Below are 23,289 nucleotides of genomic sequence, written 5' to 3'. Positions count from 1 at the left end.
CTCACACACCGCCTTGCCGCGGGATGGAGCAGCCCGGTAGCTCGTCAGGCTCATAACCTGAAGGTCGCAGGTTCAAATCCTGCTCCCGCACCCAGCATTACCTCACACCCGGACGTGAGGCTCTGATCGACACCAAGCCCCATGGCCTCCAGCCGTGGGGCTTTCTGCTTTCCGGGCCTGCCTCAACCCCAGCAAGGCCGCCAGGTCCGGCCCACTTCCATCCGCACCGCCTGGTGCAGCTCGGTCAGCCGCTATCGGCCTCGGCGGCCCCGGAGCGATCCTCAATCACGGACGCCGCGGCGTCGAACGCCAGTCGGGCTGGTTCTCGCTCCGAAGAATCTTGCGCGGGACCCTGTTCCATCTCGATCGCAGGATTATCTGCCCGACGAAGGCTCCATCGCCGCGCCGGCCGCCTTTTCGTGCGCCTACAGCACCTCTTAACGGTGTTTGATCTAAATAAATCACCTTCACAAGGTGAGGCCGAATCATGAGGCGCTGCTTTTCCTTTCTGCCGCCAACCCGCGACCGGCGCGGGGTCGCCGCCATCGAGTTCGCCATGGTGGCGCCGCTGCTGATCCTGATGATGCTCGGCATGGTGCTGTACGGCGGCTGGTTCTGGATGGCCCACTCCGTCCAGTCCCTGGCTTCCGAAGGCGCAAGGGCCGCCATCGCGGGTCTGGACCCGAGCGAGAGAGAAGCTCTGGCCCGCGGCTTCGTCGGCGCTCAGGTCGGCGATCTCGGCTTGCGCCCCGACCGCGCCTCGGTCGAGGTGCAAAGCACCGCCAGCGTGATCCGCGTTCACGTCGTCTATGACGCCAGCGACCATCCGCTGATGGCTCTGGGGGCCATCATCCCACCGCCGCCGCGCACAATTCGACGGACCGCCGTCGTCCGTCTGGGCGGGTACTGAGATGACGTCCCGGCGCTGGCTTGGCGATGAAAAGGGCGGCGTCGCCATCATGACGGCGGCCTTCGCCGGCCTGATATGCGTGCTGGCGGCCCTGGCGGTCGACCTGGGCTCCGTCTCGCTGAAGGCGCGGCAGATTCAAGGGACGGCGGACCTGTCCGCCCTGGCCGCCGCCCGCGATCTGGCCCGGGCCGAGACGGCCGCCCGCGCCACCGCCTCAGCCAATCTGACTGACTTGCAGGCCCTCACCGTGACCCGGGGCGGCTATGTCGCCGATGCCCGCATCAAGCCCGAGGACCGCTTCCGCCCCGGCGTCAGCGAGCCCAATGCCGCAAGGGTCGAGGTGACCGCGCCCGCCCCGCTCTTCTTCGGGCGCTGGATCCTGAACCGCCCCAACGTGACCGTGCGAAGGGCCGCGACCGCCGCCATCCCGGGCGGTCAGCCCCAGGCCATGTTCTCGATCGGCTCGCGGCTCGCCAGCCTGGACGGGGGCCTGGCCAACGCCCTGTTGTCGGGCCTGCTGGGCAGCAATGTCTCACTGACCGTGATGGACTACCGCGCCCTGGCCGGAGCCCAGGTCAACCTCCTGCAGTTCTCCGACGCTTTGGCGGCGGATCTGGGCGTGACGGCCGGCGACTACGACGCCCTGCTGCAACACGAGGTCACGGCGGGCCGGGCCCTGAAGGTGCTGGAGTCCATTGCAGGATCCGACACGAAATCAGTCCTCGGCAAACTGACCCGCACGCCCGTCGACGCCAGACTGAAGCTGAAAGACCTGATCGGAGTTGAGGCCGACGCCCGGCAGGGCCTGCGCGAGGCGCTGAACGCCGAGGTTTCCGCTCTGGACCTGATCATGGCCACGCTGGAGACCGCCAACGGCGACCGTCAGGTGGCGCTGGACCTGGGCGCCCGCGCAGGACTGGCCGACGTGGACGTCATGCTGGCCATCGGCGAACGCCCGAACAAGTCCCCTTGGCTGACCATCACAGGCAAGGACGACCCCATCATCCGAACCGCTCAAGCCCGCGTCTATCTGAAGGCGACGACGGCCCAGGCCCTGTCCGGCCTGGCCCAGGTCAAGCTGCCGGTGCTGATCGAGGCCGCCGCGTCGGAGGCTCGCCTGAAACGCATCAACTGCGAGGGGGCGAGAACAGTCACCCTGGCGGTGCGCCCCGGCGTGGCGCGAGCGCGCATTGGAACTATCGACGAAGCGAAACTGAAAAATTTCAAGGCGCCGCTGGCCAGCTCGCCCGCGACCCTGGTGTCGGTTCTGGGTCTGGTTACGATCAAGGCCCAGGCCGATGTGGAGATCGCCGACCTCAGCTGGCAGGATGTCACGTTCAGCGCCTCGGACATCTCGCACCAGACGGTCAGGTCGGTACGCGCGCGCAGCTTCGTCAACGGCCTGATCGTCAGCCTGCTGCAAAGGCTGGACGTCGATGTCGACGTCATCGGCCTGGGACTGGGGCTCGGCGATCTGGCCAAGGCGCTCGGCGCCCTGCTGACGCCGCTAGGGCCCGCGCTCGACGGCCTGGTTCAGCCTCTGCTCGACCTGCTGGGCCTGAAGCTGGGCGAGGCCGATGTGCGGGTCCACGGCGTCCAGTGCCCGACCCAGGGTCGGACGCCGGTTCTGGTGGGGTGAAAGAGGGGCGCCCGCGCCCCTCGGCCTGTTCGCGTCAGCCTTCGACGGAACGCAGGCCCGAGACCGAGGCCTGCTGCACCACCGGGCGGCGCTGGCCCCCGGCGGCGATGATGCGGTCGATGCGGGCCTTCTCGGCGCGGAAGGCGGCGAGATCAGCCCCCGCCAGGACGGTGCCTTCCTGGGTCTTGATGCCGGACGGATTGATCCGTTGGCCGTTGCGCCAGATCTCATAGTGAAGGTGCGGACCGGTCGAGGCGCCGGTCGAGCCGACGTAGGCGACGACCTGACCTTGTGACACGCGCTGGCCGGCGCGGATGCCCGAGCCGTAGCGCGACAGGTGGCCGTAGCCGCTTTCCAGGCCGTTGGCGTGACGGATACGCAGCCAGTTGCCGTAACCGCCCCAACGACGGGCCTCGACGACCACGCCGTCGGCGGGCGCCACGACGGGCGTGCCGGTGGTGGCGGCGAAGTCCATGCCCTGGTGCATCTTGCGATAACCCGAGATGGGGTGGGTGCGGACGCCGAAGTTGGAGCTGACGCGACGGAAGCTGGTCAGCGGGGTGCGCATCATGGCGGTGCGCGTATTCTTGCCGGTGGCGTCGAAATACTCCGCCGTCTTCGCGCCGGGGCGCTGATAGCGGTAGAAGGCGTGGCCCTTGAGCTCGGCGTAGAGCAGATCGCCGGTTTCCACCGTGCGGCCCGCCTCGGTCACCGAGCGGTCGAAGACCAGGGTGAATTCATCCGAGGCCTTCACGTCGCGCTGCATGTCGAACTTGTGCGCAAACAGCTGGCTGGCGCGACGGACGACCGCCGAGGTGGCGCCCAGTTCACGGGCGCTGGCTGACAGCGAACGCTGGACCTTGTCGTTGGCGACGACGGTTTCGTGCGTCACCTTTTCGTCGAGGGCGCGCAGACGCAGCGCGCCGTCGAAGCTGCGCGACACGGTCAGCTGGCTCGCCGGGCCGGTGCGCATGGTCAGGCCGATCAGGCGGGCGTCGCCCCGACCGCCGCGCGGCTTGGAGACGGCGGTCTCGAACTTCAGGCCGGCGCGCATGTCCTTGAGGTCGAAGGCGCTGGCGATGGTGGCGGCGACGGCGCTGGCTTCATCGGCGCCGATACCGGTGCGGCGCACGGCCTGCTCGAAGGTTTCGCCGCGGCGAATTTGCACGGGGATGGCCTCAGGGGCCGTCAGACCGGTCGGCGCGCCGGCGGCGGCGTAGGCCTGGGTCTCGAGATAGGCCATCTGTTCCGACGTCAGCGCGGGAACTTCCTCGGCGCGAACCGGTTCATAGGCTTGACCCGCCACAAGGGCGATGGCCACTGCGGCGGCGGTCGTCAGGAGATGCGGCGCAAGCCGCATCGGCTGGCGGCGCGGATCGAACTGAGCCATCGGTCCCCGGCAATCGACGACGCCCTACTGGCGCCAAACCATTCGAATCATGGATCGCGCCCCGGCAGCCCCGAAAACGCGAAGCGAGCGATATAGCCCGTCCGTCCCATCTTGGGAAGCGTGTAGGTTACAATTGGTTAACTTGGGCGAGGCGACGTCAAGTATTCCACCGTTTTTCATGAATCATCAGCGGGCAATGGCCCTTTTCTCGCCTTGCTTGACTGAACAGTGACTGCCGCGCCACGCAGCAGTGTTCAAACAGCCACGCCTGTCCTTGCAACACGATCTGTGGCGTTGTTACGTCTCCTTTCGCCGACGGATCGCCGAGCGCCTTGACCGACGAAACCCCCGCCTCAAAGCCCCCCCTGCGCCCACGCTCTGTCGCCCGGACGCTGCTGATCGCCTTCTTGATCGGGCTCACCCTTCTGGTCGTCCTGGCCGCCGCCCTCTACCTGAACCGGCGCGCCGCCGCCCGCGAGCTTCTGACCGGCTGGCTGGACCGCAAGGGCATCGATGCGGATGTCGAGGTGGAGCGACTCGAAGTCGACGGCTTCGTCGGCAAGATCAGCATAGGCGACCCGCGCGACCCCGACTTCAAGGTCGAACGGGTCGAGGTCGACTACGCCCTGGGCATGCCCTGGTCCCAGACCGGGCTGGGCGTCACCCCCAGCCGCATCCGCCTGGTTCGCCCCTTGGCGCGCGCCAGCTGGAAGGACGGCAAGTTTTCGCTCGGCTCGCTGGATCCTCTGATCGAAGAGTTTATGGCCAAGCCGCCGCGCCCGGATCAGCGCGCGCCCCTGGTCATCGTCGAGGGCGGCCGCGCCCGCATCGACACCGAATACGGCCCCCTGCAGGTTCTGGCCGACGCCCGCATCGACGACAGCAAGCTGATGCGGCTTAGCGCTCGCCTGCCCGCCGCTTCGTTGAAGAGCGGCGACACCGAAGCGCGCGGGTTGAGCGCCGCCGTCGACCTGACCACTGTCGGCGACCGCGTGGCGCTGAAGCTCGAAGCCGCCGCCGAACATTTCGCCGCGCAGGACACTGAAGGCGCCAATGCGCGCCTGAACCTGACCGGCGACCTGCCCTATCCCGACCTGAAAAAGCGTCGCGGCGACGGACGCGCCGTCATCGCCGCCAGCCTGAACGCCGACGTCCTGAAGGCGGGCGGTGTTGAGGGGCGCAAGACGGAGGCCGCGCTGGACTTCGACGGCCGGACCGAGGGCTGGATCGAGACCTTCCAGATCATCGGCAAGGGCCAGACGCGCGTGCGCGCCCGGCAAGTGACCGGCGAAGGCATGACGGCGCGCGGCGTCGACCTCGCCCTTGGCCGCGCCGACGTCACGGTCAAGCGCGGCCAGCGCGGACTGGAATGGCGCGTCGCCTCGCCCGTCGCGATCCGGCTGGACCGCGGCACGGCGGCGGGAACCCGCCTGACCCAGGCCGTTCTGTCGTCGAACGGCCTGACGGCGGGCGGACGCGACGCGGCCTTCGAGGTGCAGGGGCCGCTGGCCCTGACGGCCGGACAGCTGTCCACCGGCGACCTCAGCCTGAACGAGGCGCGCGGACGGCTGGATCTGGATCTAGTGCGTGACGGCGTGACGCGCATGACCGCCGCCGGGGCCCTGTCCGCCGCGCGCGCCGCCTGGCCCGGCCTCGGCGCCCCGGCGAAGGACGACCTGCCCGAGATGGCCGAGCTGAAGCGAGCCCTGGGCGCTTTCGCGCTCGACGCCCCCGGGGTCAGGCTGGCCGCCGGCAGCGCCGGGACCGAGCTGGTCCTGACGCGCCCGATCACGGCGCGCCCGGCCAACGGCGGCCTGCTGACCCTGAGCTCCGCCCAGACGCCCCTGTTCGCGGCTGAGGCCGGACAATCGGGCGGCGGCGCCCTGAGCATCACCTCTCAACGCGGCGGCGGCCTGCCCCAGGCCCAGATCGCCGTTTCGTCGTGGAGCCTGACGCCCGGGGGCTTCCGCGCCGCGCTGGACGGCCAGGCCGCGATGGACTTCGGCCCGGCGCGCGCCATCGCCCTGTCGACGAAGGGCGAGCTGGCCTCCAGCGGCGGCCGACTGACCTATACGGCGAGCGACTGCATCCCGCTCAGCGTCGGGCGGCTGGAACTGGGCGAGAACGACGTGACCGACGTCGCCGGCCGTTTCTGCCCCGCAGACGCCCCGCTGATCACCGTCGCGAACGGGAGCTGGCGCGCGCAGGGCGCCCTGGCCGGCGTCGAGGCGACGGCCCCCTTCCTGGCCATGCGCTTCTCGGACGCCCAGGGCCGGCTGGTCGTGGACGGCAAGCCCGCCGGCCTGTCGATGACCGCCAGCGTGACGCGCGCCCAGGTCGCCGACGCCACCGCCCCGCAACGCTTCCTGCCGCTGACGGCGGTCGGCGAGGCGCGGCTCGCCGACGACGTCTGGAGCGGCGGTTTCGACCTGAGCCGCCTGGAACACGCCGTCGGCCGCATCGACCTGCGCCACGACGGCAAGGCAGAGGCGGGCGGCGTGACCATCAGCGCGCCCAACCTGGCCTTCAGCCAGTACGGCCTGCAGCCCGACGACCTCAGCCCCCTGGCGGGCGACTATCTGAAGTCCCCGGTCGAGGGCGCGGCCGGGTTCGAGGGCCGCTTTGACTGGACCCCGACCACCACGTCCAGCTCCGGCGTCGCCACCATCACAGAGCTCGACTTCACCAGCCCGGCCGGCAAGGTGCAGGGCCTGAAGGGCCGCGTCGAGTTCACCAGCCTGACCCCGCTGATCACCGCCCCCGACCAGGTGCTGACTGTCGACCGGCTGGAGACGGTCACCCCGCTGACCGATCTGGTGCTGCGCTTCGCCCTGGACGAAAAGGCCCTGGCCCTGGCCGGCGGTCAGATTCAGGCGGCGGGCGGCCGCATCAGTATCGAGCCGTTCAGCATCCCCCTGACGCCCGGCGAGACCTGGGGCGGGGTGATCCTGGTCGAACAGGTGCAACTGAACGAGTTGATGAAGAGCGCCAACCTGCAGGACAAGGCCGAGCTGGACGCCGTGGTTTCCGGCCGCTTGCCCTTCACCTATGCCCCCGACCTCGGCTGGCGCGTCAGCGGCGGGGTTCTGAACGCGGTGCGGCCGGGGCGGCTGTCGATCCAGCCCGAGGTCTTCGACGACCTGGCGGCCGGAGGCGCCGCCGCCGACGGCGCGGCCCTGCCGCCCAACACCATGCAAGACCTCGCCTATCAGGCCATGCAGGACCTGGCGATCAGCGACCTGACCGCCGAGGTCAACAGCCTGGACGAGGGCAGGCTGGGGGTCCGCTTCCGCATCAACGGCCGCCACGATCCGCCCGAGCGCGAACAGCTGCGCCTCAGCTGGATGGAGCTGATCCGCCGCGACTTCCTCAACAAGAAGTTGAACCTGCCTTCGGACACGCCCATTGACCTGACGCTGGACACGACGTGGAACGCCAACCAGATCGTTTCGGACCTGATGGAATACGCCCGTCGCGGCGAAGCGCCCAAAGACGAACCTTGAGATCAAGCCTTGAGATACGGCGCCGCTTTGTTCAGAACCCGTTCACGCACCGGGGCGTTAGATCGCCACGACTTCAACCGCCGCCCTCGGAGACCGGCCTCATGATCAGCAAGCGTCAGATCGCCCTGCTCGGCCTCGCCGCCGCCAGCGCCGCCGCGTGCGCGCCCACGGTGAACATCAAATTCAGCGAACCGCTGCAGATCTACGCCAAGCTGGACGCCGACATCCGCATCAAGCTCGACCAGGAACTGCAGAACCTCCTGCGCGAAAACCCCAACCTGTTCTGACCGGAAGAAAGGGGCTGAACATGATCAATCGCAAACTCTTCGTCGCCGTCGCCGCCGTCGCCGCCCTGGGCGCCGCCGCAGGCGCGGCCGTCGCCCAGACCGCCTCGCAAAAAGCCCTGGTCGATCAGGCCAAGGCCGCCGGCTCTGTCGGCGAGCAGGCCGATGGCTACCTGGGCGTCCGCACCTCGGTGAACGCCGACACCCAGGCCGCCGTCAGCGCCACCAACGCCGGCCGCCGTCAGGCCTACGCCCGCAGCGCCGCCGACGCCGGCACCTCGGCCGACGTGGCCGGGGCCCGGATGTTCGAAACCCAGCTGTTGCCGCGCATCAGCTCGGGCCAGTGGTACAAGAACGCCGCGGGCCAATGGGTCCAGCGCTGATCTGATGCAATGAAAACGCCCCGGGTCGAAGGTCGGACAGGACGGTTCCTGCTGGCCCTCGGCCTGGCGGTGGCGATCGCCGCCGTCGCCGTGCTCGGCCTGGCCGCCTACTGGCGACTGATCGGCGGCGGACCGATGTCCGTTCACGGCTGGATCGCCATGGGGCTCGGCGTGCTGTGCACCGTCGGCCTGGCCTGGTTGTTGATGAGCCTGGCTTTCCGCTCGGATCGCGAAGGCTGGGACGACCGGGTGGACAATCATCTGGACCCCGGCCGCGACAAGGCCGAAGACGACGATCTCACCTATTGATGCGCCCGGAGCCCGTCATGCGTTTCGCCCTGCTGTTCTCCGCCCTTTCCTGCGCCGCCGCCCTGACGGCCTGTTCCCAGCCCGCCGAGAAGGCTCCGCCCCCTGTGGCCGAGCCGCGCGCCCTGGCCGGGGTCGATCTGGACCAGCCGCTGCGGGTGCTGGGCACGGAACCCTTCTGGGCCGTCGAGATCACGCCGGCGGGCTTGATCTATTCGGGCGTCGACCGCCCCGAGCAGAAGGTCGCCAACCCCGGCCCGGTGCTGCAGGGCACGGTGGCGACCTGGACCGCCGAGACCGCGGCCAAGACCCCGCTGGTGGTCACCCTGATGGCCACTGACTGCTCTGACGGCATGAGCGACCGGACCTATCCCCTGACCGCCAAGGTCGAGATCGGCGGCGAGAGCCTGGCCGGCTGCGCCGCCGCCGTCGCGGCGATCGAGAAGGCCGGCGAATCCGGCCGCGTCGAATAGGGGGTCTGGCGCCGGAATTGCTGCACGGGCCCCGAGCCGCTTAACGCTTCCCAAAGCGGCGCTATCTCATGGTGGCCGCATGACCCCCGTCCAGACGCCTGTCGATCTTCGTCCGCTGACCGCCCTGCGGTTCATGGCGGCCCTGTGGGTCGCGCTCTACACCTTCTGGCCCAATCTGGACGTCGGCTTCCTGCCGAACCTGGCGGCCAAGGGCTATCTGGGCGTCGAGCTATTCTTCGTCCTGTCGGGCTTCATCCTCAGCCACGTCTATCTGCACGCCTTCGCCGAGAAACGCTTTTCTTATCGCGGCTTCCTGTGGGCGCGGATCGCTCGTGTCTATCCGCTGCACGTCTTCACCCTTTTGGGCGTGATGGCGCTCGGGCTGGCGGCGGTGGCCGTGGGTCTGAGCATCGACGCCAGCATCCTCAGCTGGAAGAGCCTGCCGGCCCATCTGCTGATGCTGCACGCCTGGGGCTTCGCCGGCGAGGCGGGATGGAATCACCCCTCCTGGTCGATCTCGGCCGAGTGGTTCGCCTATCTGGCCTTCCCTCTGTTCGCCCTGGCGGCCTGGCCGCTGCGCAAGCGGCCGTGGGTGGCCACGGCGGGGGCGGCGGTCTTCCTGATGGGCCTCTATGCCGCCTTCGAGCAACTGGCCGGCTTCCCCCTGACCGAGGCCACCTTCCGCTGGGGGGCGCTGCGCATCGTGCCCTGCTTCGCCTACGGCTGCGCCCTCTATCTGGTCTATCGCCGCGCGCCCCTGCCTCGCGCCGGCCTGCTGGCCCTGAGCGCCGCCGTCGTCATGGTCGCCTCGGCCTCGGTCCTGGCCTGGGACGCCGTCACGGTTCTGGCCGCCGGCCTGCTGATCCTGGCCCTGGCCTCCATCCCTGACGGCCAGGCCGGCTGGCTGGGCTCGAAGCCCGCCGTCTATCTCGGCGAGATCAGCTACTCGGTCTATATGGTCTGCGCGCCCTGGCAAATCCTGGCGGTCAACCTGGCCGCCCGGGCGACCGGCGCAGACGACAAGCGTCTTCACGTTCTTGTGTGGTTGGGGGTCATTCTGGGCCTGATCGTCGCGGCGGCCGCCACCTATCACCTGATAGAACGCCCGGCGCGCAAGGCTTTGCGCGGGATGGCCGAGCGACGCCGCCCGCCTGTGGATCACGCGGCGAAACAGTCGGAAACGGTTCTTCAACCTTCGGACACTATCGTCTAAGGCTTGGTCCGCGTTTTGGTCGGGAGCACGCCAGATGATGAAACGGCTCACAGCCGCCGCAGTTGCGGCGACCCTTGGTTTCTTTGCGATCGGCCCTGCGCCGGCCAAGGCTGATGATCCCTACTGGCAGTGCGTGACCTTCGCCCGCATGTTCTCGGGCATCAATATCTTCGGCGACGCCTGGACCTGGTGGCGTCAGGCGGTCGACAAGTTCCGCACCGGCCGCGCCCCGGAAACCGGCTCGGTGCTGGTCTTCCAGCCCACCGGCCGCATGGACAAGGGCCATGTCGCCGTCGTCTCCGACATTCTGACCGACCGCGTCATTCGCGTGACCCACGCCAACTGGGGCGGCAGCCGCGGCAAGGTGGAAGAGAACGTCACCGTCGTGGATGTGTCGGCGGCCGGCGACTGGAGCCGGGTCAAGGTCTGGTACAACCCGATCAACGCCCTGGGCACCACCGTCTATCCGACCTACGGCTTCGTCTACAAAGGCGCCCGCGACGCCTTCGACAACGGTCGCCAGATGGCCGCCGCCGCCGCGAATGAGCCCCGCGCCGCCAACTGACTTTTCCATCGCCTCCGGGCTGGCTCTTCGGGCCTGATGCGGCGATAGGTGGCGGATGACCGACGCAAGTAACGACATTCGCGGCCACGCTATCGAGGCCGCCAAGCACGAGCCGACCGGCATCACCTACGCCGGCTATCTGTCGCTCGACGACCTGCTGAGCGCCCAGCACCCGCGTTCCGACCAGCATGACGAGATGCTGTTCGTCATCATCCATCAGACCAAGGAGCTGTGGCTCAAGCAGATCCTGCACGAGATGGCCCTGGCCCAGAGCCTGATCCGCGCCGGCGATCTGGTCCCCGCCTACAAGAGCCTGGCCCGCGTCAGCCGCATCCAGTCGGTCATGACCCAGAGCTGGGACATCCTGGCCACCATGACCCCCTCCGACTATCTGAAGTTCCGCGGCGACCTGGGCGCCAGCTCGGGCTTCCAGAGCGACCAGTTCCGCCGCCTGGAGACCATGCTGGGCCTCAAGGACCCGCGCTTCCTGCGCTTCCATGTCGAACGGCCCGAGGCCCATGCGGCCCTGGTGGCGGCCATGGAGGCCCCCAGTCTCTATGACGACGCCTTGCGCCAGCTGTCGCTGGCCGGTCTGCCCGTCCCCGTCGAGGTGCTGAACCGCGACGTCAGCCAGACCTATGAGCCGTCCGAGGGCGTCGAGGCCGCCTGGCTGGAGGTCTATCGCGACACCGAGCGCTGGTGGCCGCTGTACCAACTCGCCGAGAAGCTGGTTGATCTGGACGACGCCCTGCTGACCTGGCGCCACAAGCACGTGGTGACGGTCGAGCGCATCATCGGCCGTCGTCAGGGCACGGGCGGCACCGACGGCGTCGGCTATCTGGTCGAGACGCTGAAACGCCGCTGCTTCCCCGAACTCTGGTCGTTGCGCACCAAGCTTTAACCGAGCAACCTTCGCTGCTGGCGCGGGTTTCACCTGCGTCAGCCATGGAGGTTTCTGGTGAGCAGCCCCAACAGTCATGACATCAAGGTTTTGAACCATCTGGCCGTCGGTGTCGTCGACAGCGCCGACGGCTATGCCGAGGCGGCGGCCGAGACGGATGATCCCCGCTATCGCGACCTCTTCCTGCGCCGCAGCGACGAGCGGCGTCGGGTGGCGGCCGATCTGCAAGCGGCGGTGCGCGGCATGGGCGGCCAGTCCGAGGACGAGGGCTCCATCCTGGCCAAGGCGCAGCGCGCCTTCATGGACATCAGGCACGCTCTGATGCGCGACGAGGCCTCGGTCGTCGGCTCGATCGAAAGCAGCGAGGCTCATCTGCAGGCCCGCTTCGACCGCGCCCTCAGCGAAGAGGCCCTGTCGGCCACGACCCGTGAAACTATCCGTCGCGCCCAGGCCGCCGTCCGCTCCGGCCACGAGGAAATGCATGTCCTGCGTCGTAGCCTCGAGGGCCAGCGCGACGCGGACAATCCCCTGCATCCGCAGTAGGACGTGGGAATCTCCCTCGCCATGAAGGGGAGGGGGAGGGGGAGGTCGCGCTCAAGCAGCGCGGCGCCGCGCGCGACGCGCGATAGCGCCCCAGAATGATAAAAGGCCCCGGCGTTTCCGCCGGGGCCTCGATCTATCAGCGTTGGGCCGAAGCTGGATTAAGCCTCGTCGCCCTTGTCGGCCGAACCGGTGACCGGAACGGTGGCGCCCTTGGCCGGACGGGTCGTCTGACGCTCGGCGATACGGGCCGACTTACCGCGACGGTCGCGCAGGTAGTAGAGCTTGGCGCGACGGACGACACCGCGGCGCTTCACTTCGATGGACTCGACGTTCGGCGACAGGATCGGGAAGCGACGCTCCACGCCTTCACCGAAGGAAATCTTGCGGACCGTGAAGGTCTCGTTGATGCCGCCGCTGTCGCGGGCGATGCAGACGCCTTCAAACGCCTGGATGCGTTCGCGCTCGCCTTCCTTGATGCGCACGTTGACGCGCAGGGTGTCGCCCGGCTGGAAGTCGGGGATGGTCTTGCCTTCGAGCAGGCGGGCTTTTTCTTCGGCAGCGATCTGCTGGACGATGTTCATGTCTATTCTCCTCGGGCTTTAGCGCCCTTTGCCTTTGATTTGGCGGAGCCAGGCTCCGCAGCCGTCTTCGCCAGATGCGCCGCCCAGAGGTCCGGACGCCGTTCCCGCGTAGTCTCTTCCCGCTGCGCCTCTCGCCATTGCGCGATCTTCTTGTGATCGCCCGACAGCAGCACCTCGGGAATGTCGTGCCCCTCGAACGTTCGCGGTCGCGTGTACTGCGGGTGTTCCAGAAGGCCGTCCTCGAAGCTTTCGGACGACAGGCTTTCAGCCGCGCCGAGAACACCGGGAACCAGTCGTACGCACGCCTCGATCGCCACCATGGCCGCCGCCTCGCCACCGGCGAGGACCGCGTTTCCGACGGAAATCTCCTCGAACCCGCGGGCGTCGAGCACCCGCTGGTCCACCCCCTCGAAACGACCGCAAAGCACGACGATCCCGTCGGCCTTGGCCCATTCCTTCACTCGCGCCTGCGTCAGGGGTCGACCGCGTGCGCTCATGTACAAAAGCGGCCGGGGCGGGCCTTCCAGGCTATCGAGCGCCCGGGCCACCACGTCCGCTTTCAACACGGCCCCAGGGCCGCCACCCGCAGGGGTGTCGTCCAGGAAGCCGCGCTTATCTTCGGAAAACGCCCGAATGTCCAGCGTCTGCAGATCCCACAGCCCCTTCTCACGCCAGGCGGTGCCGATCAGCGACACGCCGAGCGGCCCGGGAAAGGCTTCGGGGAACATGGTCAGGACGGTGGCGGTGAAGGGCATGGCGGCGGCTCATACAGGAAACCCGGCAATCCGGCGAGCCGGTGCATCGCGATGGAGCAACGCCAGGGCTGGTTGACTTACTCGTTCGACGCGCCCCAACTCAGAATTCAGGAATCTGCGAGACTCCATGCGCGCCCTTGTTTCCCTCCTTGCTCTGCTGAGCGCTTCCGCCTGTGCCGCGCCCTCCAAGGTCTACGAGGCACGAATGCCGCTGGAGGTCAGGCGCGCCGAAGGTCAGGCGCCGCGTATGGGCGACGTCGCACTGCGCGCGGGAGGGGACAGCAAGGGCGATCCGTTCTCGTTCACCCTCCGGTTCGACAGCGATGGCGAACGTCTGGGCCAGCCGCATTCGGTAGGATGGACCGTAAAGTTCGGCGACTACTGCCGCGACCGCCCCAGTTGGGTTCAATCGGTTCTGATCGGGCCGAATGGTCAGGCTTGGCCGGGGTGGCGCGTCTTCGTACCTGCCGGTTTGGACAGAGGTCAGGATTGGTCCACCGGCTACGCCAGCACCAACGATGCTGGCGCTGTAGCCACGCCCGGACTGCTTGAAGCTCTGAAAAAAGGCGGCCGTTTCAAAATAGCCCTGGAGGACGACGAAGGCCGATACTGGCATGAAGCCGTCATCGATCTTCAATCGCCCTCCCGCTGGGAACAGTTGTTCGCCGCCAATCGCGTCGCAGTCGCCGCAGCAGATCCCGACATGCCCCTGAGAGGGGCGACACCACTTATCGCTGTGTATCAACCGCCATTTACGCTGCCGCCCCTGCCACGCCCGTGTCCGTGACGACGAGTATAGGATCCTAGTTCGGCGCCCCGCCGCCCGCTGCGATCCAGGCGTCGACCTGGTCCGCCAGCACGTCCAGCGGCACCGAGCCGGAGCCGAGGACCACCGCGTGGAAGTCCTTGATGTCGAACTTGGCGCCCAGCGTGGCCTCCGCCTTGTGGCGCAGTTCCTCGATCTTCAACTCGCCGATCTTGTAGCTGGTCGCCTGGCCCGGGTTGGTGATGTAGCGCTCGACCTCTTTCTGGATGTCGCGCTCCGACAGCAGGGAGTTCTGACGGAAGTAGTCCATCGCCTGCTCGCGGCTCCAGCGCTTGGCGTGCAGGCCGGTGTCGGTGACCAGACGCACCGCGCGCCACAGCTCGGTCGAGAGACGGCCGAAGTCGGAATAGGGATCCTGATAGAAGCCCATCTCCTTGCCCAACTGTTCAGCGTATAGCCCCCAGCCCTCGGCGTAGGCGCCGTAGCCGCCGAAGCGGCGGAAGCGCGGCAGGCCCTCGATCTCCTGCGCATAGGCGATCTGGAAGTGATGGCCCGGCGCGCCCTCGTGATAGCTGATGCCCTCGATCTGGGGCTTCAGCACCTGGGTCATGTCCGACAGGTTGACGTAGTAGATGCCGGGGCGCGAGCCGTCGGGCGCAGGCGCATTGTAGAAGGCGATCGAGGCCGTGGCCTCGCGGAACGGCTCGACGGCGCGGACCTCCAGCGCCGCCTTGGGCAGGTTGGAGAACCACTGCGGCGCCACCGCCATGACCTGGGCGATGAAGGCGCGGGCGTCGGTCAGATACTGCTCCTTGCCCTCCGCCGTGTTCGGATACTGGAAGCGCGGATCGGTCTTCAGGAAGACGAAGAAGTCCTGCAAGGAGCCGTCAAAGCCAACCTTGGCCTTGATAACCTCCATCTCGCGCTGGATGCGGGCCACCTCGTCCAGACCGATCTGATGGATCTGATCGGCGGTCAGGTCGGTCGTGGTGGAGAGCTGCAGGCGGGCGTTGTAATAGGCCTCGCCGTTCGGCAGCCGCCAGACGCCCGCGTCGCTGTCGGCCATCGGCCGGACCTCGGCCAGGGCCGTCAGGACGGTGTCGAAGCCGCGTTTGTAGGGGCCGGTCAGGGCGGCGCGGGCCGAGGCCAGCAGCCGGTCCTTGGTCGCCTGATCGGCGTCCAAGGCGGCGACCTTCTTCTGGAAATCGGCCCAGACCGGATTGTCAGCGCCGCTGTCGAAGGGGGCGCCGGTGATCACCGCGCGGGTGTTGGCGATCGAAGGTTCGAAGACGAAGCGCGGCGAGACCACGCCCTCGGCGGCGCGGGCCTTCAGCGTCGTCGCCACCTGCCCCATGTAGCGCTCGGCCTCGGTGATGCGCGAGACATAGGCCTCGGCGTCCGAGACGCTGCTGATGCGGTGGTTGTTGATCAGGAAGACCGGCAGGCCCGTCGTCGGATTGCCGTTGGCGGCGAACTGGAAGCCCCAGTCACGCCACTGGTTCGACAGGCGCGCCTGCTGCACGCCGTATTCGAACAGACGCCAGGACATCTTGCTCTGCGCGTTCAGCTTGGCCGGATCGAACTCGGCCTTCATGCGCGCCAGTTGAGATTCTTGCAGGGCCAGCGCGCGGGCCGAGGCAGCGTCTGAGACATCGTCCAGCTTGTCGTAGTCGGTCTTCAGGCCCAGGCCGGTCATCTGCTGCGGGCTGAGCGCGATGCGTTCCTGGAAGGCCTGATCAAAGAAGGCGTTGAGGCGGGCGTCCTCGCTCTGGGCCTGTAACGAAGCCGCAGCGGGCGCCGCCGTTTGGGCCATGACGGCGGGCGCCACGGCGCAAAACGCCAGAACGGCGGCGGATGAGATCAGAAAACGACGCATGAAACCCCCTCGAAACGACGAGGCGGCACTGTTCCCGCAATGGGGAAGCGACGCAAGTTTATCGGTCAGCCGCCGCGCAGGTCCGTGATCGTCCGACCCGGCGCGATCTGCTCGGCGTCAGTGATCAGGTGGACCAAGGCCGGACGGCCGCCCGCCGCCGCTTCGCGCGCCGCCGCCAGGGCCGCCGGGAAGTCCGCGGTCGCCTCGCAACGCACGGCGAAGGCGCCGAAGGCCTCGGCATACTTCACGAAGTCCGGGTTCTTCAGGTCGGTAGCGATGACGCGGGCGGGATACTCCCGCTCCTGGTGCATGCGGATGGTGCCGAAGGTGCCGTTGTCCACGACCACCACGATGACGCCGAGGCCGTACTGGGCGGCGGTGGCCATCTCATTGGCGCTCATCATGAAGTCGCCGTCGCCCGCGATGCAGACCACCTCGCGCGAGGGCTGTGTCGCCTTGGCGCCCAGGGCCGCATGATAGCCGTAACCCATGGCGCCCGAGGTCGGGGCCAACTGGGTGCGACGTGCCTGATGGCGGTGGAAGCGGTGCAGCCAGGCGGCGAAGTTCCCCGCCCCATTGGTCAGGATGGCGTCTTCCGGCAGGACTTCGGCCAGATGGGCGATGACCTCGCTCATGTTCACCGCGCTCTTCACCTCGATGGGCGAAGAGAAGGTCATGAAGTCGGTGTGGGCGGCGGCGCCCTGTTCGCTCCAGGTCCGGCCCGGATCGATGGTCGACAGGGCCAGGGCCGACAGCGAATTGTCAGAGGCGGCCGACAGGGCCGGCGCCCAGACGCGGCCGAGTTCCTCTGCCCCCGGATGGATATGGATCAGGGTGTCGACCGTCTTCGTCCGGTCCAGCAGGGTGTAGCCTTGGGTCGGATTTTCGCCCATGCGGGCGCCGATCACCAGCAGCAGGTCGGCCGCTTTGACCCGCGCGACCAGCTTGGGGTTCGGGCCCAGGCCGAGGTCGCCCGCATAGCCCGGATGGTCGTTGCGGATCAGATCCTTGCGACGGAAGGACAGGGCGACGGGCAGGCCCAGACGCTCGGCCCAGCTCGAAATCGCGTCGGTGGCGGCGTCGGTCCAACCCGAACCGCCGAGGATCAGCAAGGGGCGTTCAGCCCGCGACAGGCGTTCACGCACCTGCTCGACGAAGGCCGGGTCCAGTGCCGCCTTGGCGGGGACGACGGGGCGCACCGGGGCCGGGCCGCCGTGGTCGTGCAAAATGTTCTCGGGCAGGGCCACGACCACCGGACCCATGCGGCCTTGCAGGGCGGTGGTGAAGGCGCGCTCGACCACCTCGACGGTGCGTTCGGGGCTTTCAATCTCGGTCGCCCACTTGGCCAGGCCGCCGAAGACCTCGCGGTAGTCGACCTCCTGGAAGGCGCCGCGGCCGCGGTCGGTCAGGGCGATCTGGCCGACGAAGAGGATCATCGGCGTGGAATCCTGATGCGCCGTATGCACGCCGATCGAGGCGTGGGTCGCGCCGGGTCCGCGCGTGACCATGCAGACGCCCAGCTTGCCGGTCAGCTTGCCATAGGCCTCGGCCATGTTGGCGGCGCCGGCCTCGTGACGGCAGACGATGACCTCGATCTGATCCCGCACGTCGGCCAGGGCGTCGAGCACGGCCAGATAGCTTTCGCCCGGCACGCAGAAAACCTTGTCGATCCCGTTCATCACGAGGGTGTCGACCAGACGGCGGGCGGTGGTGTCGAGAGCTTGCGTCATGGTTTCGCCGTTAGCAGATTGAAGGATGAATTGGCCATGCAACCTTATGGCCAAGCTTCACGTTGAAGCGCTCATTCGTCTCATCTTCGGGGAAATCATCATGCGCAAGCTCATCGTTCTCGGCGTCATCGCCGCCGCCTTGACCACCGCCGCCTGCAACACCGTCGCCGGCGTCGGCCGTGATCTGGAAGCCGCCGGCCAGGCCGTGACCTCGAGCTCCAACTCGGCCCGCAACTAGGGCCGGCTCCCCGGCGGCGGCGTTACGATCGTTTGCGATGCCGCCACAAAAGCGTAGCCTCCCTCCCTCAGACTGCCGACTTCAATCGGAGGACGACCATGGGACTTCTGGATAACGTGCTGGGCGGCCTCGGCGACGACGCCGCAGGCGGGCTGTCGGACCTGCTCAAGGGTCAGGGCGGCGTCGCCGGCCTGGCCGAGAAATTCGGTCAGAACGGTCTCGGCGACGTGGCGGCCTCGTGGATCGGCAAGGGCGGCAACGCCGCGATCTCACCGGAGCAGATCGCTTCTGTGCTCGGCTCGGGGCCCATCGCCGATTTCGCCGCCAGGCTGGGCGTCTCCCCGGAACAGGCCGGCGAGACCCTGGCGGGCCTGTTGCCGGAAGCCGTCGATCGCTTGACGCCGAACGGCTCGGCCGAGGGCGCCGACGACCTGCTGGGCGGCCTGTTGAACAACCTGCCGGGCGGCCTTGGCGACGCCCTGGGCGGCCTGTTCAAACGCTAGACCTAGGCCTCGGCCTCATAGGTGACGCCCGTCAGATAGAGACCGTCTGACGGCGCCACCGGGCCGCAGCGCGCGCGGTCCTTGGTCTCAAGCGCATCGGCCAGATCGGCTACGGCCCAGCGGCCCAGACCGACCTCGGCCAGGCTGCCGGCCATCGAGCGCACCTGACGATGCAGGAAGCTGCGCGCCTCGAACACCAGATGCACTTCTTCGCCGACGCGAGCGACGCGGGCGACGTCCAGAGTCTTGACCGGGCTGGCCGACTGGCACTGGGCGTCGCGGAAGGTGGTGAAGTCGTGCAGGCCGATCAGGCCTTGCGCCGCCGCGTGCATGGCCTCTGCGTCCAGCGGCTTCTTGACGTGCCAGACCCGGCCTCGGTCCAGAGCGGGACGACCCGGCCGGTTGAGGATGCGGTAGAGGTATTTGCGCCCGTTGGCGGTGAAGCGGGCGTGCCAGTCGTCGCTGACAGGGGCGCAGTCGAGCACCGCCACCGCCTCATGCATCAGGTGGGCGTTGAGCGCGTTCATCACCGTCCGCGCCGGCCAGTCCTTGTCCAGATCGACATGACAGGTCTGGCCCGTGGCGTGGACGCCCGTGTCGGTGCGCCCGGCGGCGGCGATGCGCACGGTTTGACCGCTGAAGGCCGTCACCGCCGTCTCGATGGCGCCCTGCACCGTCGGCTGACCGGCCTGGGCCTGAAAGCCGTTGTAGGCCGAGCCGTCGTACTCGACGGTAAAACGGTAGCGGGGCATCAGCCCAAAACCACCCCGGCGGGAACCGCGAAACCGCGCAGCATCTCTTCCGCCGACTGCGCCGCCTTGCCGGGGCGCTGCACGCGGCTCAGGCGCACCGCGCCGGTTCCGCAGGCCACCGTCAGGGCGTCGTCCAGCACCTGGCCCGGCACGCCCTCACCCTCGGTCAGAGCCGACATCAGGGCCTTGATGCGCACCGGCTCGCCGTCCGCCTCGACCTCGAACCAGGCGCCGGGGAAGGGCGACAGGCCGCGAATATGGGCGTCCACCTCGGCGGCGGGACGGGTCCAGTCGATGCGGGCCTCGGCGGGCGTGATCTTCTTGGCGTAGGTCGCTTCGCCGACCTGTTCGGTCTCGGTGAAGCCGCCGCGCTCAATGGCGGCGAGCGCCCGCGGCCACAGGGCGGCGCCCAGGTGGGCCATGCGCTCGGTCAGGCTGGCGGCCGTGTCGTCGGCATGGATGTCCATGACCTCGGACAGGATGATGGCGCCCTCGTCCAGGCCCTCGCTCATCCGCATGATCTGGGCGCCGGTCTGACGGTCGCCGGCCATGATGGCGCGTTGGATCGGGGCGGCCCCGCGCCAGCGCGGCAGCAGCGAGCCGTGCAGGTTGAAGCAGCCCAGACGCGGGGCCTCCAGCACCTCAGGCTTGAGGATCTGACCGTAGGCGACGACGCAGGCGGCGTCGAGATCCAGACTGCGGAAGGTGTCGATGGCCTCGGCCGCCTTCATGCTCTCGGGCGTGAAGACCGGCAGGCCCATGGCCTCGGCGAAGGCGTGAACCGGCGACGGCGTCAGCTTCTGGCCCCGGCCCTTGGGGCGCGGCGGCTGCGAATAGACGGCGACGATTTCGTGTCCCGAGGCGATCAGCTCGGCCAGCGACGGCACGGCGAAGTCGGGGGTTCCCATGAAGGCTAGGCGCATGGCCACGCCTTTAGACCGTGGGGCGGATTACATCCAGCGCGTATAGACGCCGCCGCCCTCGTCCCATTCGCCGCCCGCGTCGAGCGCGTCGTCGAAATCGAGCAGGCGGTCCAGCAGCAGGCCCGCCACCACGCCGACGGCGGCGACGGCGACGATGGTGGCCAGGCTGGCGGCGCCGACCTTCTGATTGCGGGTCATGCGGCGACGACCGCGCGGGTCGATGATCGTGGTCTTGCGGGCCATCAGGCGGCGAGCCTTGCGTTCTTCTTGACCTTGGCGACGGCCCGTTCGCGGCGCAGGCGCGACAGGTGGTCGATGAACAGGACGCCGTTCAGGTGATCCAGTTCGTGCTGGAAGCAGACGGCGTAGAGACCTTCGATCTCTTCCTCGATCTGCTCGCCGGCATAGTTCAGGTAGCGGACGCGGATGCGAGCGGGGCGTTCGACGGCGTCGAAATATTCCGGCACCGAGAGGCAGCCTTCCTCGTAGGAGAAGAGCTCGTCCGAGGCCCAGATCACTTCGGGGTTGACGAAGTAACGGGGGTTGCGGCGCGCCAGGGCGTCTTCCTCGGTTTCCGGTTCGTCCGGCTGCCCCTCGACGACCTTGTCGCCCAGGTCCATCACCACGACGCGTTTCAGCTCGCCGATCTGGGCGGCGGCCAGACCGATGCCCGGCGCGGCGTACATGGTCTCCAGCATGTCGTCCATGAGGGCGCGCAGGTCGTCGGTCACGCCGCCCTCGACGGGCGGGGAGACGGCCTTGAGGATCGCCAGGTCGGCGGCGTTATCGATGGTCAGGATGCGACGAATAGCCATGGCCCGCAGGTAGGATGCGGGCGGCCCAACGTCAAGAATTTCCGAGTGCGGCGCTTGGTCTTGCGACGGACGAGAGGGCTCAGCCGGCCGAGGCCGCCGCGATCCCGGCGACCTGCATGATCGTCCAGACCGCCCCGCCGATCGCAAGCAGACCCCCCGCGCCGGCCGCCTTCAGCCGCGCCCGGCACAGGCCTTCGAACCGCTCAGGATCGACCGCGCGCTCGATACGGCGCGCGGCGTGTCCCTTGCTGCGGATCACGCCGGTCTGGCGCGCCTTGAGCAACGGCAGAAGTTCCCGCAACATCAGGAACAGCCCGCCGACAAAGGCGCCGATACCCGCCAAGGTCCACATGTTCAGCCTCCCAGCCTCGCCCGAGGCGCTGGCTGAACATTGTTACGCTTAGGCCTGGCTGTCCAGCACCGGCGGCAGCGGACGCGGCTTGCGGTCCGCGTCGATGGCCACATAGGTGAAGACGCCCTCGGTCACGCGCACCGAGCGGGCCTCGGCCTCGCCGCGAGAGCGTTTCCAGACCTCGACATGGACGCGGATCGAGGTGCGGCCGGTGTGGATCACCTTGGCGTAGGTCGAGACCTCGTCGCCGACCGAAACCGGCTGGTGAAAGACCATGCCGTCCAGGGCCACGGTGGCGCAGCGGCCGTTGGCGCGCTCGAAGGCCGGGGTGGCGCCGGCGAGGTCCATCTGGGCCAGCAGCCAGCCGCCGAAGATGTCGCCCTCGGGGTTGGTGTCGGCGGGCATGGCGATGACGCGGCCGACGGGCTGGCCTTCGGGCAGGAGGACGGGGGTCTGTTCGGCGTCGGTCACGAGCGGGGCCTTGAAAGTCTCGGGGAGGACTTCTCCATGCGCCTCGCGTTGGACCGCATCAAGGCCTCTATCCGCGCGGTCGCAGCCGATCCAGCAGCCCCTGCAGTCCGTGCCGTTCGGCCACCGGCGAGCGCCACAGCTCCCCGGTCCGCGCCCGTGCGCGGGCAGCGTCGAACAAACGCTTCATCGTCGCCGTATCGAAGCTCAGCATCCCGCCCTGATCCGGCGCATCGGGGATGGAGGCGACGCTGATCGGCAGGCCCTGGGCCGCGCAGAAGGTCGTCGCCGTCCCCAGGGCCTGCCGATAGGAAAACCGCAGCATGGCGTCAAAGCTGCGGGTCAGGATGGCGGCCATGTTCGGCGCGGTGGTGCGCGGCTCGGGCTCCAGCACGGTGTTGACCAGGACATAGGCCCGGCCGCCGTGCAGCCGCCGGCCCAGCCGGTTCCAGCGCAGCAGGCCCTCGGGCATTAGGAACAGAGGAGCGGCGACGCCGCCGTCGACGTGCATCTCCTCGAAGCTCTCGCCATCGACCTCGCAGCGAATGCGGCGCGGCGGAAACAGGCCCGGCAGGCTGGCCGAGGCGGCCAGCACCTCGCGGAACAGGTCCACCGCCGGCTCCCCGCCATGCGAGGCGATGGCCCCCATGTCCCAGATGCAGGCGCGCTGGCTGTCCAGGTCTGTGGTCGCCACCAGCAACCGTCGCCCCCGCGCGTGCTCGACCGCCACGGCGTCGATCATGGCATCGTCCACAAAGGGGTGGATCAGGGCGTCCAGGGCCTCGCCCCGGAACAGCCCGCCGGTGAAGGTCGAAGCCAGCCGGCGCAGGCTCAGCAGGTCTGCGGCGTGCCCGCCGACATAGGCGTCGGCCAGGCGCTCGTCCCAGGCCGGTCCCAGGAAGGCGAAGGGCGCGATCAGGGCGCCGGTGCTGACCCCGGTGACCAGGGCGAACGCGGGGCGCGCTCCGGCCTCGGTCAGCCCGACCAGGGCCCCCGCTCCATAAGCCCCGCCCGCTGCGCCGCCGGAAATGGCCAGCATGTCGAACCGCCCGGACGCCCAGCCGGAACGCGGCAACGACAGGCGGTCCGCGGCCGCCTCCAGCGAGGCCTCGGCCTGCTCAACGCTCAGACGGATGTCGGAAAACCCCTGGATCCTCCCGAGGCCGGGAGGCGGCGCGGGCAGGCGGCCTCTGCGCGGACGTCGAACGGGAGGAGGGGCGTCGCTCACGCCCCTTCATCGACCGCTGCGCCGTCGGCGTCAAACAACGGCGACCACGATCACGGCAGGGGCAATTTCACGGACTGGCGAAATGTGACGAAACTGTAGCGAAAAAGGCGCGCCTGAACGACAAATGAGGCGTTCTCTCGTCAAAAATATTGCCGCTCGATCCAAGAGCGACGATGAAGCGGCCTAACCAAC

The 23,289-nt window shown here is 68.5% G+C and carries 27 protein-coding genes and 1 tRNA gene; 15 read left to right on the top strand and 13 right to left on the bottom strand.

Translation table 11 applies throughout. The annotated features are described in order from the left end of the window. Positions 1–17: 17 nt before the first annotated feature. The 3 genes from ACI2KI_RS14945 (at position 18) to ACI2KI_RS14935 (ending at position 2,549) form a co-directional block, all read left to right on the top strand. Positions 18–94 (top strand) — tRNA-Met (locus ACI2KI_RS14945). 393 nt (positions 95–487) lie between these two features. After that, positions 488–910, top strand: a complete 423-nt coding sequence (locus ACI2KI_RS14940) for a TadE/TadG family type IV pilus assembly protein (RefSeq protein ID WP_404621304.1) — start codon at positions 488–490, stop codon at positions 908–910. Between the two features lies 1 nt (position 911). Next, complete coding sequence (locus tag ACI2KI_RS14935; protein ID WP_404621302.1) at positions 912–2,549, top strand: TadG family pilus assembly protein; 1,638 nt, start codon at positions 912–914, stop codon at positions 2,547–2,549. A gap of 34 nt (positions 2,550–2,583) precedes the next feature. Here the strand turns inward: ACI2KI_RS14935 and ACI2KI_RS14930 are convergent, their stop codons facing one another. Continuing rightward, positions 2,584–3,939, bottom strand: coding sequence for a peptidoglycan DD-metalloendopeptidase family protein (locus tag ACI2KI_RS14930; protein ID WP_312064813.1), 1,356 nt, complete (start codon positions 3,937–3,939; stop codon positions 2,584–2,586). 157 nt (positions 3,940–4,096) lie between these two features. Continuing rightward, entirely contained in the window at positions 4,097–4,360 is a 264-nt protein-coding gene (locus ACI2KI_RS14925; protein ID WP_404621300.1) for a hypothetical protein, read from the bottom strand. Here ACI2KI_RS14925 and ACI2KI_RS14920 point away from each other — a divergent pair. The 9 genes from ACI2KI_RS14920 to ACI2KI_RS14880 all read left to right on the top strand — a co-directional run bounded on the left by ACI2KI_RS14920 (position 4,347) and on the right by ACI2KI_RS14880 (position 12,110). Further along, complete coding sequence (locus tag ACI2KI_RS14920; RefSeq protein WP_404621298.1) at positions 4,347–7,442, top strand: YdbH domain-containing protein; 3,096 nt, start codon at positions 4,347–4,349, stop codon at positions 7,440–7,442. The two genes, ACI2KI_RS14925 and ACI2KI_RS14920, sit on opposite strands and share 14 nt — an antisense overlap. Before the next feature lie 101 nt (positions 7,443–7,543). After that, positions 7,544–7,729: a YnbE family lipoprotein gene (locus tag ACI2KI_RS14915; protein ID WP_404621296.1), complete on the top strand. Its 186-nt coding sequence runs from the start codon at positions 7,544–7,546 to the stop codon at positions 7,727–7,729. A gap of 20 nt (positions 7,730–7,749) precedes the next feature. Beyond that, positions 7,750–8,109: a YdbL family protein gene (locus ACI2KI_RS14910; protein WP_292083841.1), complete on the top strand. Its 360-nt coding sequence runs from the start codon at positions 7,750–7,752 to the stop codon at positions 8,107–8,109. A gap of 9 nt (positions 8,110–8,118) precedes the next feature. Continuing rightward, positions 8,119–8,418 (top strand): hypothetical protein, encoded by a 300-nt coding sequence (locus ACI2KI_RS14905; protein WP_312064809.1) that lies wholly within the window; start codon positions 8,119–8,121, stop codon positions 8,416–8,418. A gap of 17 nt (positions 8,419–8,435) precedes the next feature. Then, positions 8,436–8,888: a hypothetical protein gene (locus ACI2KI_RS14900; RefSeq protein WP_312064808.1), complete on the top strand. Its 453-nt coding sequence runs from the start codon at positions 8,436–8,438 to the stop codon at positions 8,886–8,888. Positions 8,889–8,967: 79 nt separating this feature from the next. Next, the gene (locus tag ACI2KI_RS14895; RefSeq protein ID WP_404621294.1) at positions 8,968–10,101 is read left to right on the top strand and encodes an acyltransferase family protein; all 1,134 of its coding nucleotides are present in this window, start codon (positions 8,968–8,970) and stop codon (positions 10,099–10,101) included. A gap of 34 nt (positions 10,102–10,135) precedes the next feature. Beyond that, complete coding sequence (locus tag ACI2KI_RS14890) at positions 10,136–10,666, top strand: CHAP domain-containing protein (RefSeq protein WP_292083846.1); 531 nt, start codon at positions 10,136–10,138, stop codon at positions 10,664–10,666. A gap of 55 nt (positions 10,667–10,721) precedes the next feature. After that, positions 10,722–11,567, top strand: a complete 846-nt coding sequence (locus tag ACI2KI_RS14885; protein WP_404621291.1) for a tryptophan 2,3-dioxygenase — start codon at positions 10,722–10,724, stop codon at positions 11,565–11,567. Positions 11,568–11,624: 57 nt separating this feature from the next. Further along, positions 11,625–12,110, top strand: a complete 486-nt coding sequence (locus ACI2KI_RS14880; RefSeq protein ID WP_404621289.1) for a PA2169 family four-helix-bundle protein — start codon at positions 11,625–11,627, stop codon at positions 12,108–12,110. Positions 12,111–12,268: 158 nt separating this feature from the next. Here ACI2KI_RS14880 and rplS read toward each other — a convergent pair whose 3' ends face one another. Together rplS and trmD are read right to left on the bottom strand one after the other, a co-directional pair. After that, entirely contained in the window at positions 12,269–12,691 is a 423-nt protein-coding gene (gene rplS, locus ACI2KI_RS14875) for a 50S ribosomal protein L19 (protein WP_292083849.1), read from the bottom strand. A 2-nt stretch (positions 12,692–12,693) separates the two neighbouring features. Next, positions 12,694–13,446, bottom strand: a complete 753-nt coding sequence (gene trmD / locus ACI2KI_RS14870; RefSeq protein WP_404621287.1) for a tRNA (guanosine(37)-N1)-methyltransferase TrmD — start codon at positions 13,444–13,446, stop codon at positions 12,694–12,696. A 127-nt stretch (positions 13,447–13,573) separates the two neighbouring features. Here trmD and ACI2KI_RS14865 point away from each other — a divergent pair, with 127 nt between their 5' ends. Next, complete coding sequence (locus ACI2KI_RS14865) at positions 13,574–14,233, top strand: hypothetical protein (protein ID WP_404621285.1); 660 nt, start codon at positions 13,574–13,576, stop codon at positions 14,231–14,233. 16 nt (positions 14,234–14,249) lie between these two features. On the opposite strand, the gene ACI2KI_RS14860 is transcribed toward ACI2KI_RS14865, so the two are convergent. Beyond that, the gene (locus ACI2KI_RS14860) at positions 14,250–16,088 is read right to left on the bottom strand and encodes a DUF885 domain-containing protein (RefSeq protein ID WP_404621283.1); all 1,839 of its coding nucleotides are present in this window, start codon (positions 16,086–16,088) and stop codon (positions 14,250–14,252) included. Between the two features lie 65 nt (positions 16,089–16,153). Then, on the bottom strand, positions 16,154–17,818 hold the full coding sequence (locus tag ACI2KI_RS14855) for a thiamine pyrophosphate-binding protein (RefSeq protein WP_404621281.1): 1,665 nt from the start codon (positions 17,816–17,818) through the stop codon (positions 16,154–16,156). 100 nt (positions 17,819–17,918) lie between these two features. On the opposite strand from ACI2KI_RS14855, the gene ACI2KI_RS14850 reads away from it, so the two are divergent. Next, on the top strand, positions 17,919–18,056 hold the full coding sequence (locus tag ACI2KI_RS14850) for an entericidin A/B family lipoprotein (protein ID WP_105563734.1): 138 nt from the start codon (positions 17,919–17,921) through the stop codon (positions 18,054–18,056). A gap of 98 nt (positions 18,057–18,154) precedes the next feature. Beyond that, on the top strand, positions 18,155–18,559 hold the full coding sequence (locus ACI2KI_RS14845) for a YidB family protein (protein ID WP_312064796.1): 405 nt from the start codon (positions 18,155–18,157) through the stop codon (positions 18,557–18,559). Positions 18,560–18,561: 2 nt separating this feature from the next. On the opposite strand, the gene truA is transcribed toward ACI2KI_RS14845, so the two are convergent. From truA to ACI2KI_RS14810, 7 genes are all read right to left on the bottom strand, one after another. Further along, positions 18,562–19,311: a tRNA pseudouridine(38-40) synthase TruA gene (gene truA / locus ACI2KI_RS14840; RefSeq protein ID WP_404621278.1), complete on the bottom strand. Its 750-nt coding sequence runs from the start codon at positions 19,309–19,311 to the stop codon at positions 18,562–18,564. Further along, positions 19,311–20,234 carry a methionyl-tRNA formyltransferase gene (gene fmt / locus ACI2KI_RS14835; RefSeq protein WP_404621276.1) on the bottom strand — a complete coding sequence of 308 codons (924 nt, stop codon included), beginning with the start codon at positions 20,232–20,234 and terminating at the stop codon, positions 19,311–19,313. Before fmt ends, truA begins: the two co-directional genes overlap by 1 nt. 27 nt (positions 20,235–20,261) lie before the next feature. Beyond that, positions 20,262–20,477, bottom strand: coding sequence for a hypothetical protein (locus ACI2KI_RS14830; RefSeq protein ID WP_292083856.1), 216 nt, complete (start codon positions 20,475–20,477; stop codon positions 20,262–20,264). Continuing rightward, positions 20,477–21,049 carry a peptide deformylase gene (gene def, locus ACI2KI_RS14825; protein WP_313472996.1) on the bottom strand — a complete coding sequence of 191 codons (573 nt, stop codon included), beginning with the start codon at positions 21,047–21,049 and terminating at the stop codon, positions 20,477–20,479. Before def ends, ACI2KI_RS14830 begins: the two co-directional genes overlap by 1 nt. Positions 21,050–21,128: 79 nt before the next feature. Further along, complete coding sequence (locus ACI2KI_RS14820; protein ID WP_390182356.1) at positions 21,129–21,401, bottom strand: hypothetical protein; 273 nt, start codon at positions 21,399–21,401, stop codon at positions 21,129–21,131. A gap of 48 nt (positions 21,402–21,449) precedes the next feature. Next, the gene (locus ACI2KI_RS14815) at positions 21,450–21,806 is read right to left on the bottom strand and encodes an acyl-CoA thioesterase (RefSeq protein ID WP_390182866.1); all 357 of its coding nucleotides are present in this window, start codon (positions 21,804–21,806) and stop codon (positions 21,450–21,452) included. A 133-nt stretch (positions 21,807–21,939) separates the two neighbouring features. Then, complete coding sequence (locus ACI2KI_RS14810; RefSeq protein ID WP_404621273.1) at positions 21,940–23,097, bottom strand: patatin-like phospholipase family protein; 1,158 nt, start codon at positions 23,095–23,097, stop codon at positions 21,940–21,942. Between the last annotated feature and the right edge of the window lie 192 nt (positions 23,098–23,289).

This window comes from Brevundimonas sp. NPDC046655 (assembly GCF_044901625.1).
Classification (GTDB): Bacteria; Pseudomonadota; Alphaproteobacteria; order Caulobacterales; family Caulobacteraceae; genus Brevundimonas.
Note: the sequence above shows the minus strand (reverse complement) of the source record. Positions and strands in the feature narration are given on the sequence as shown.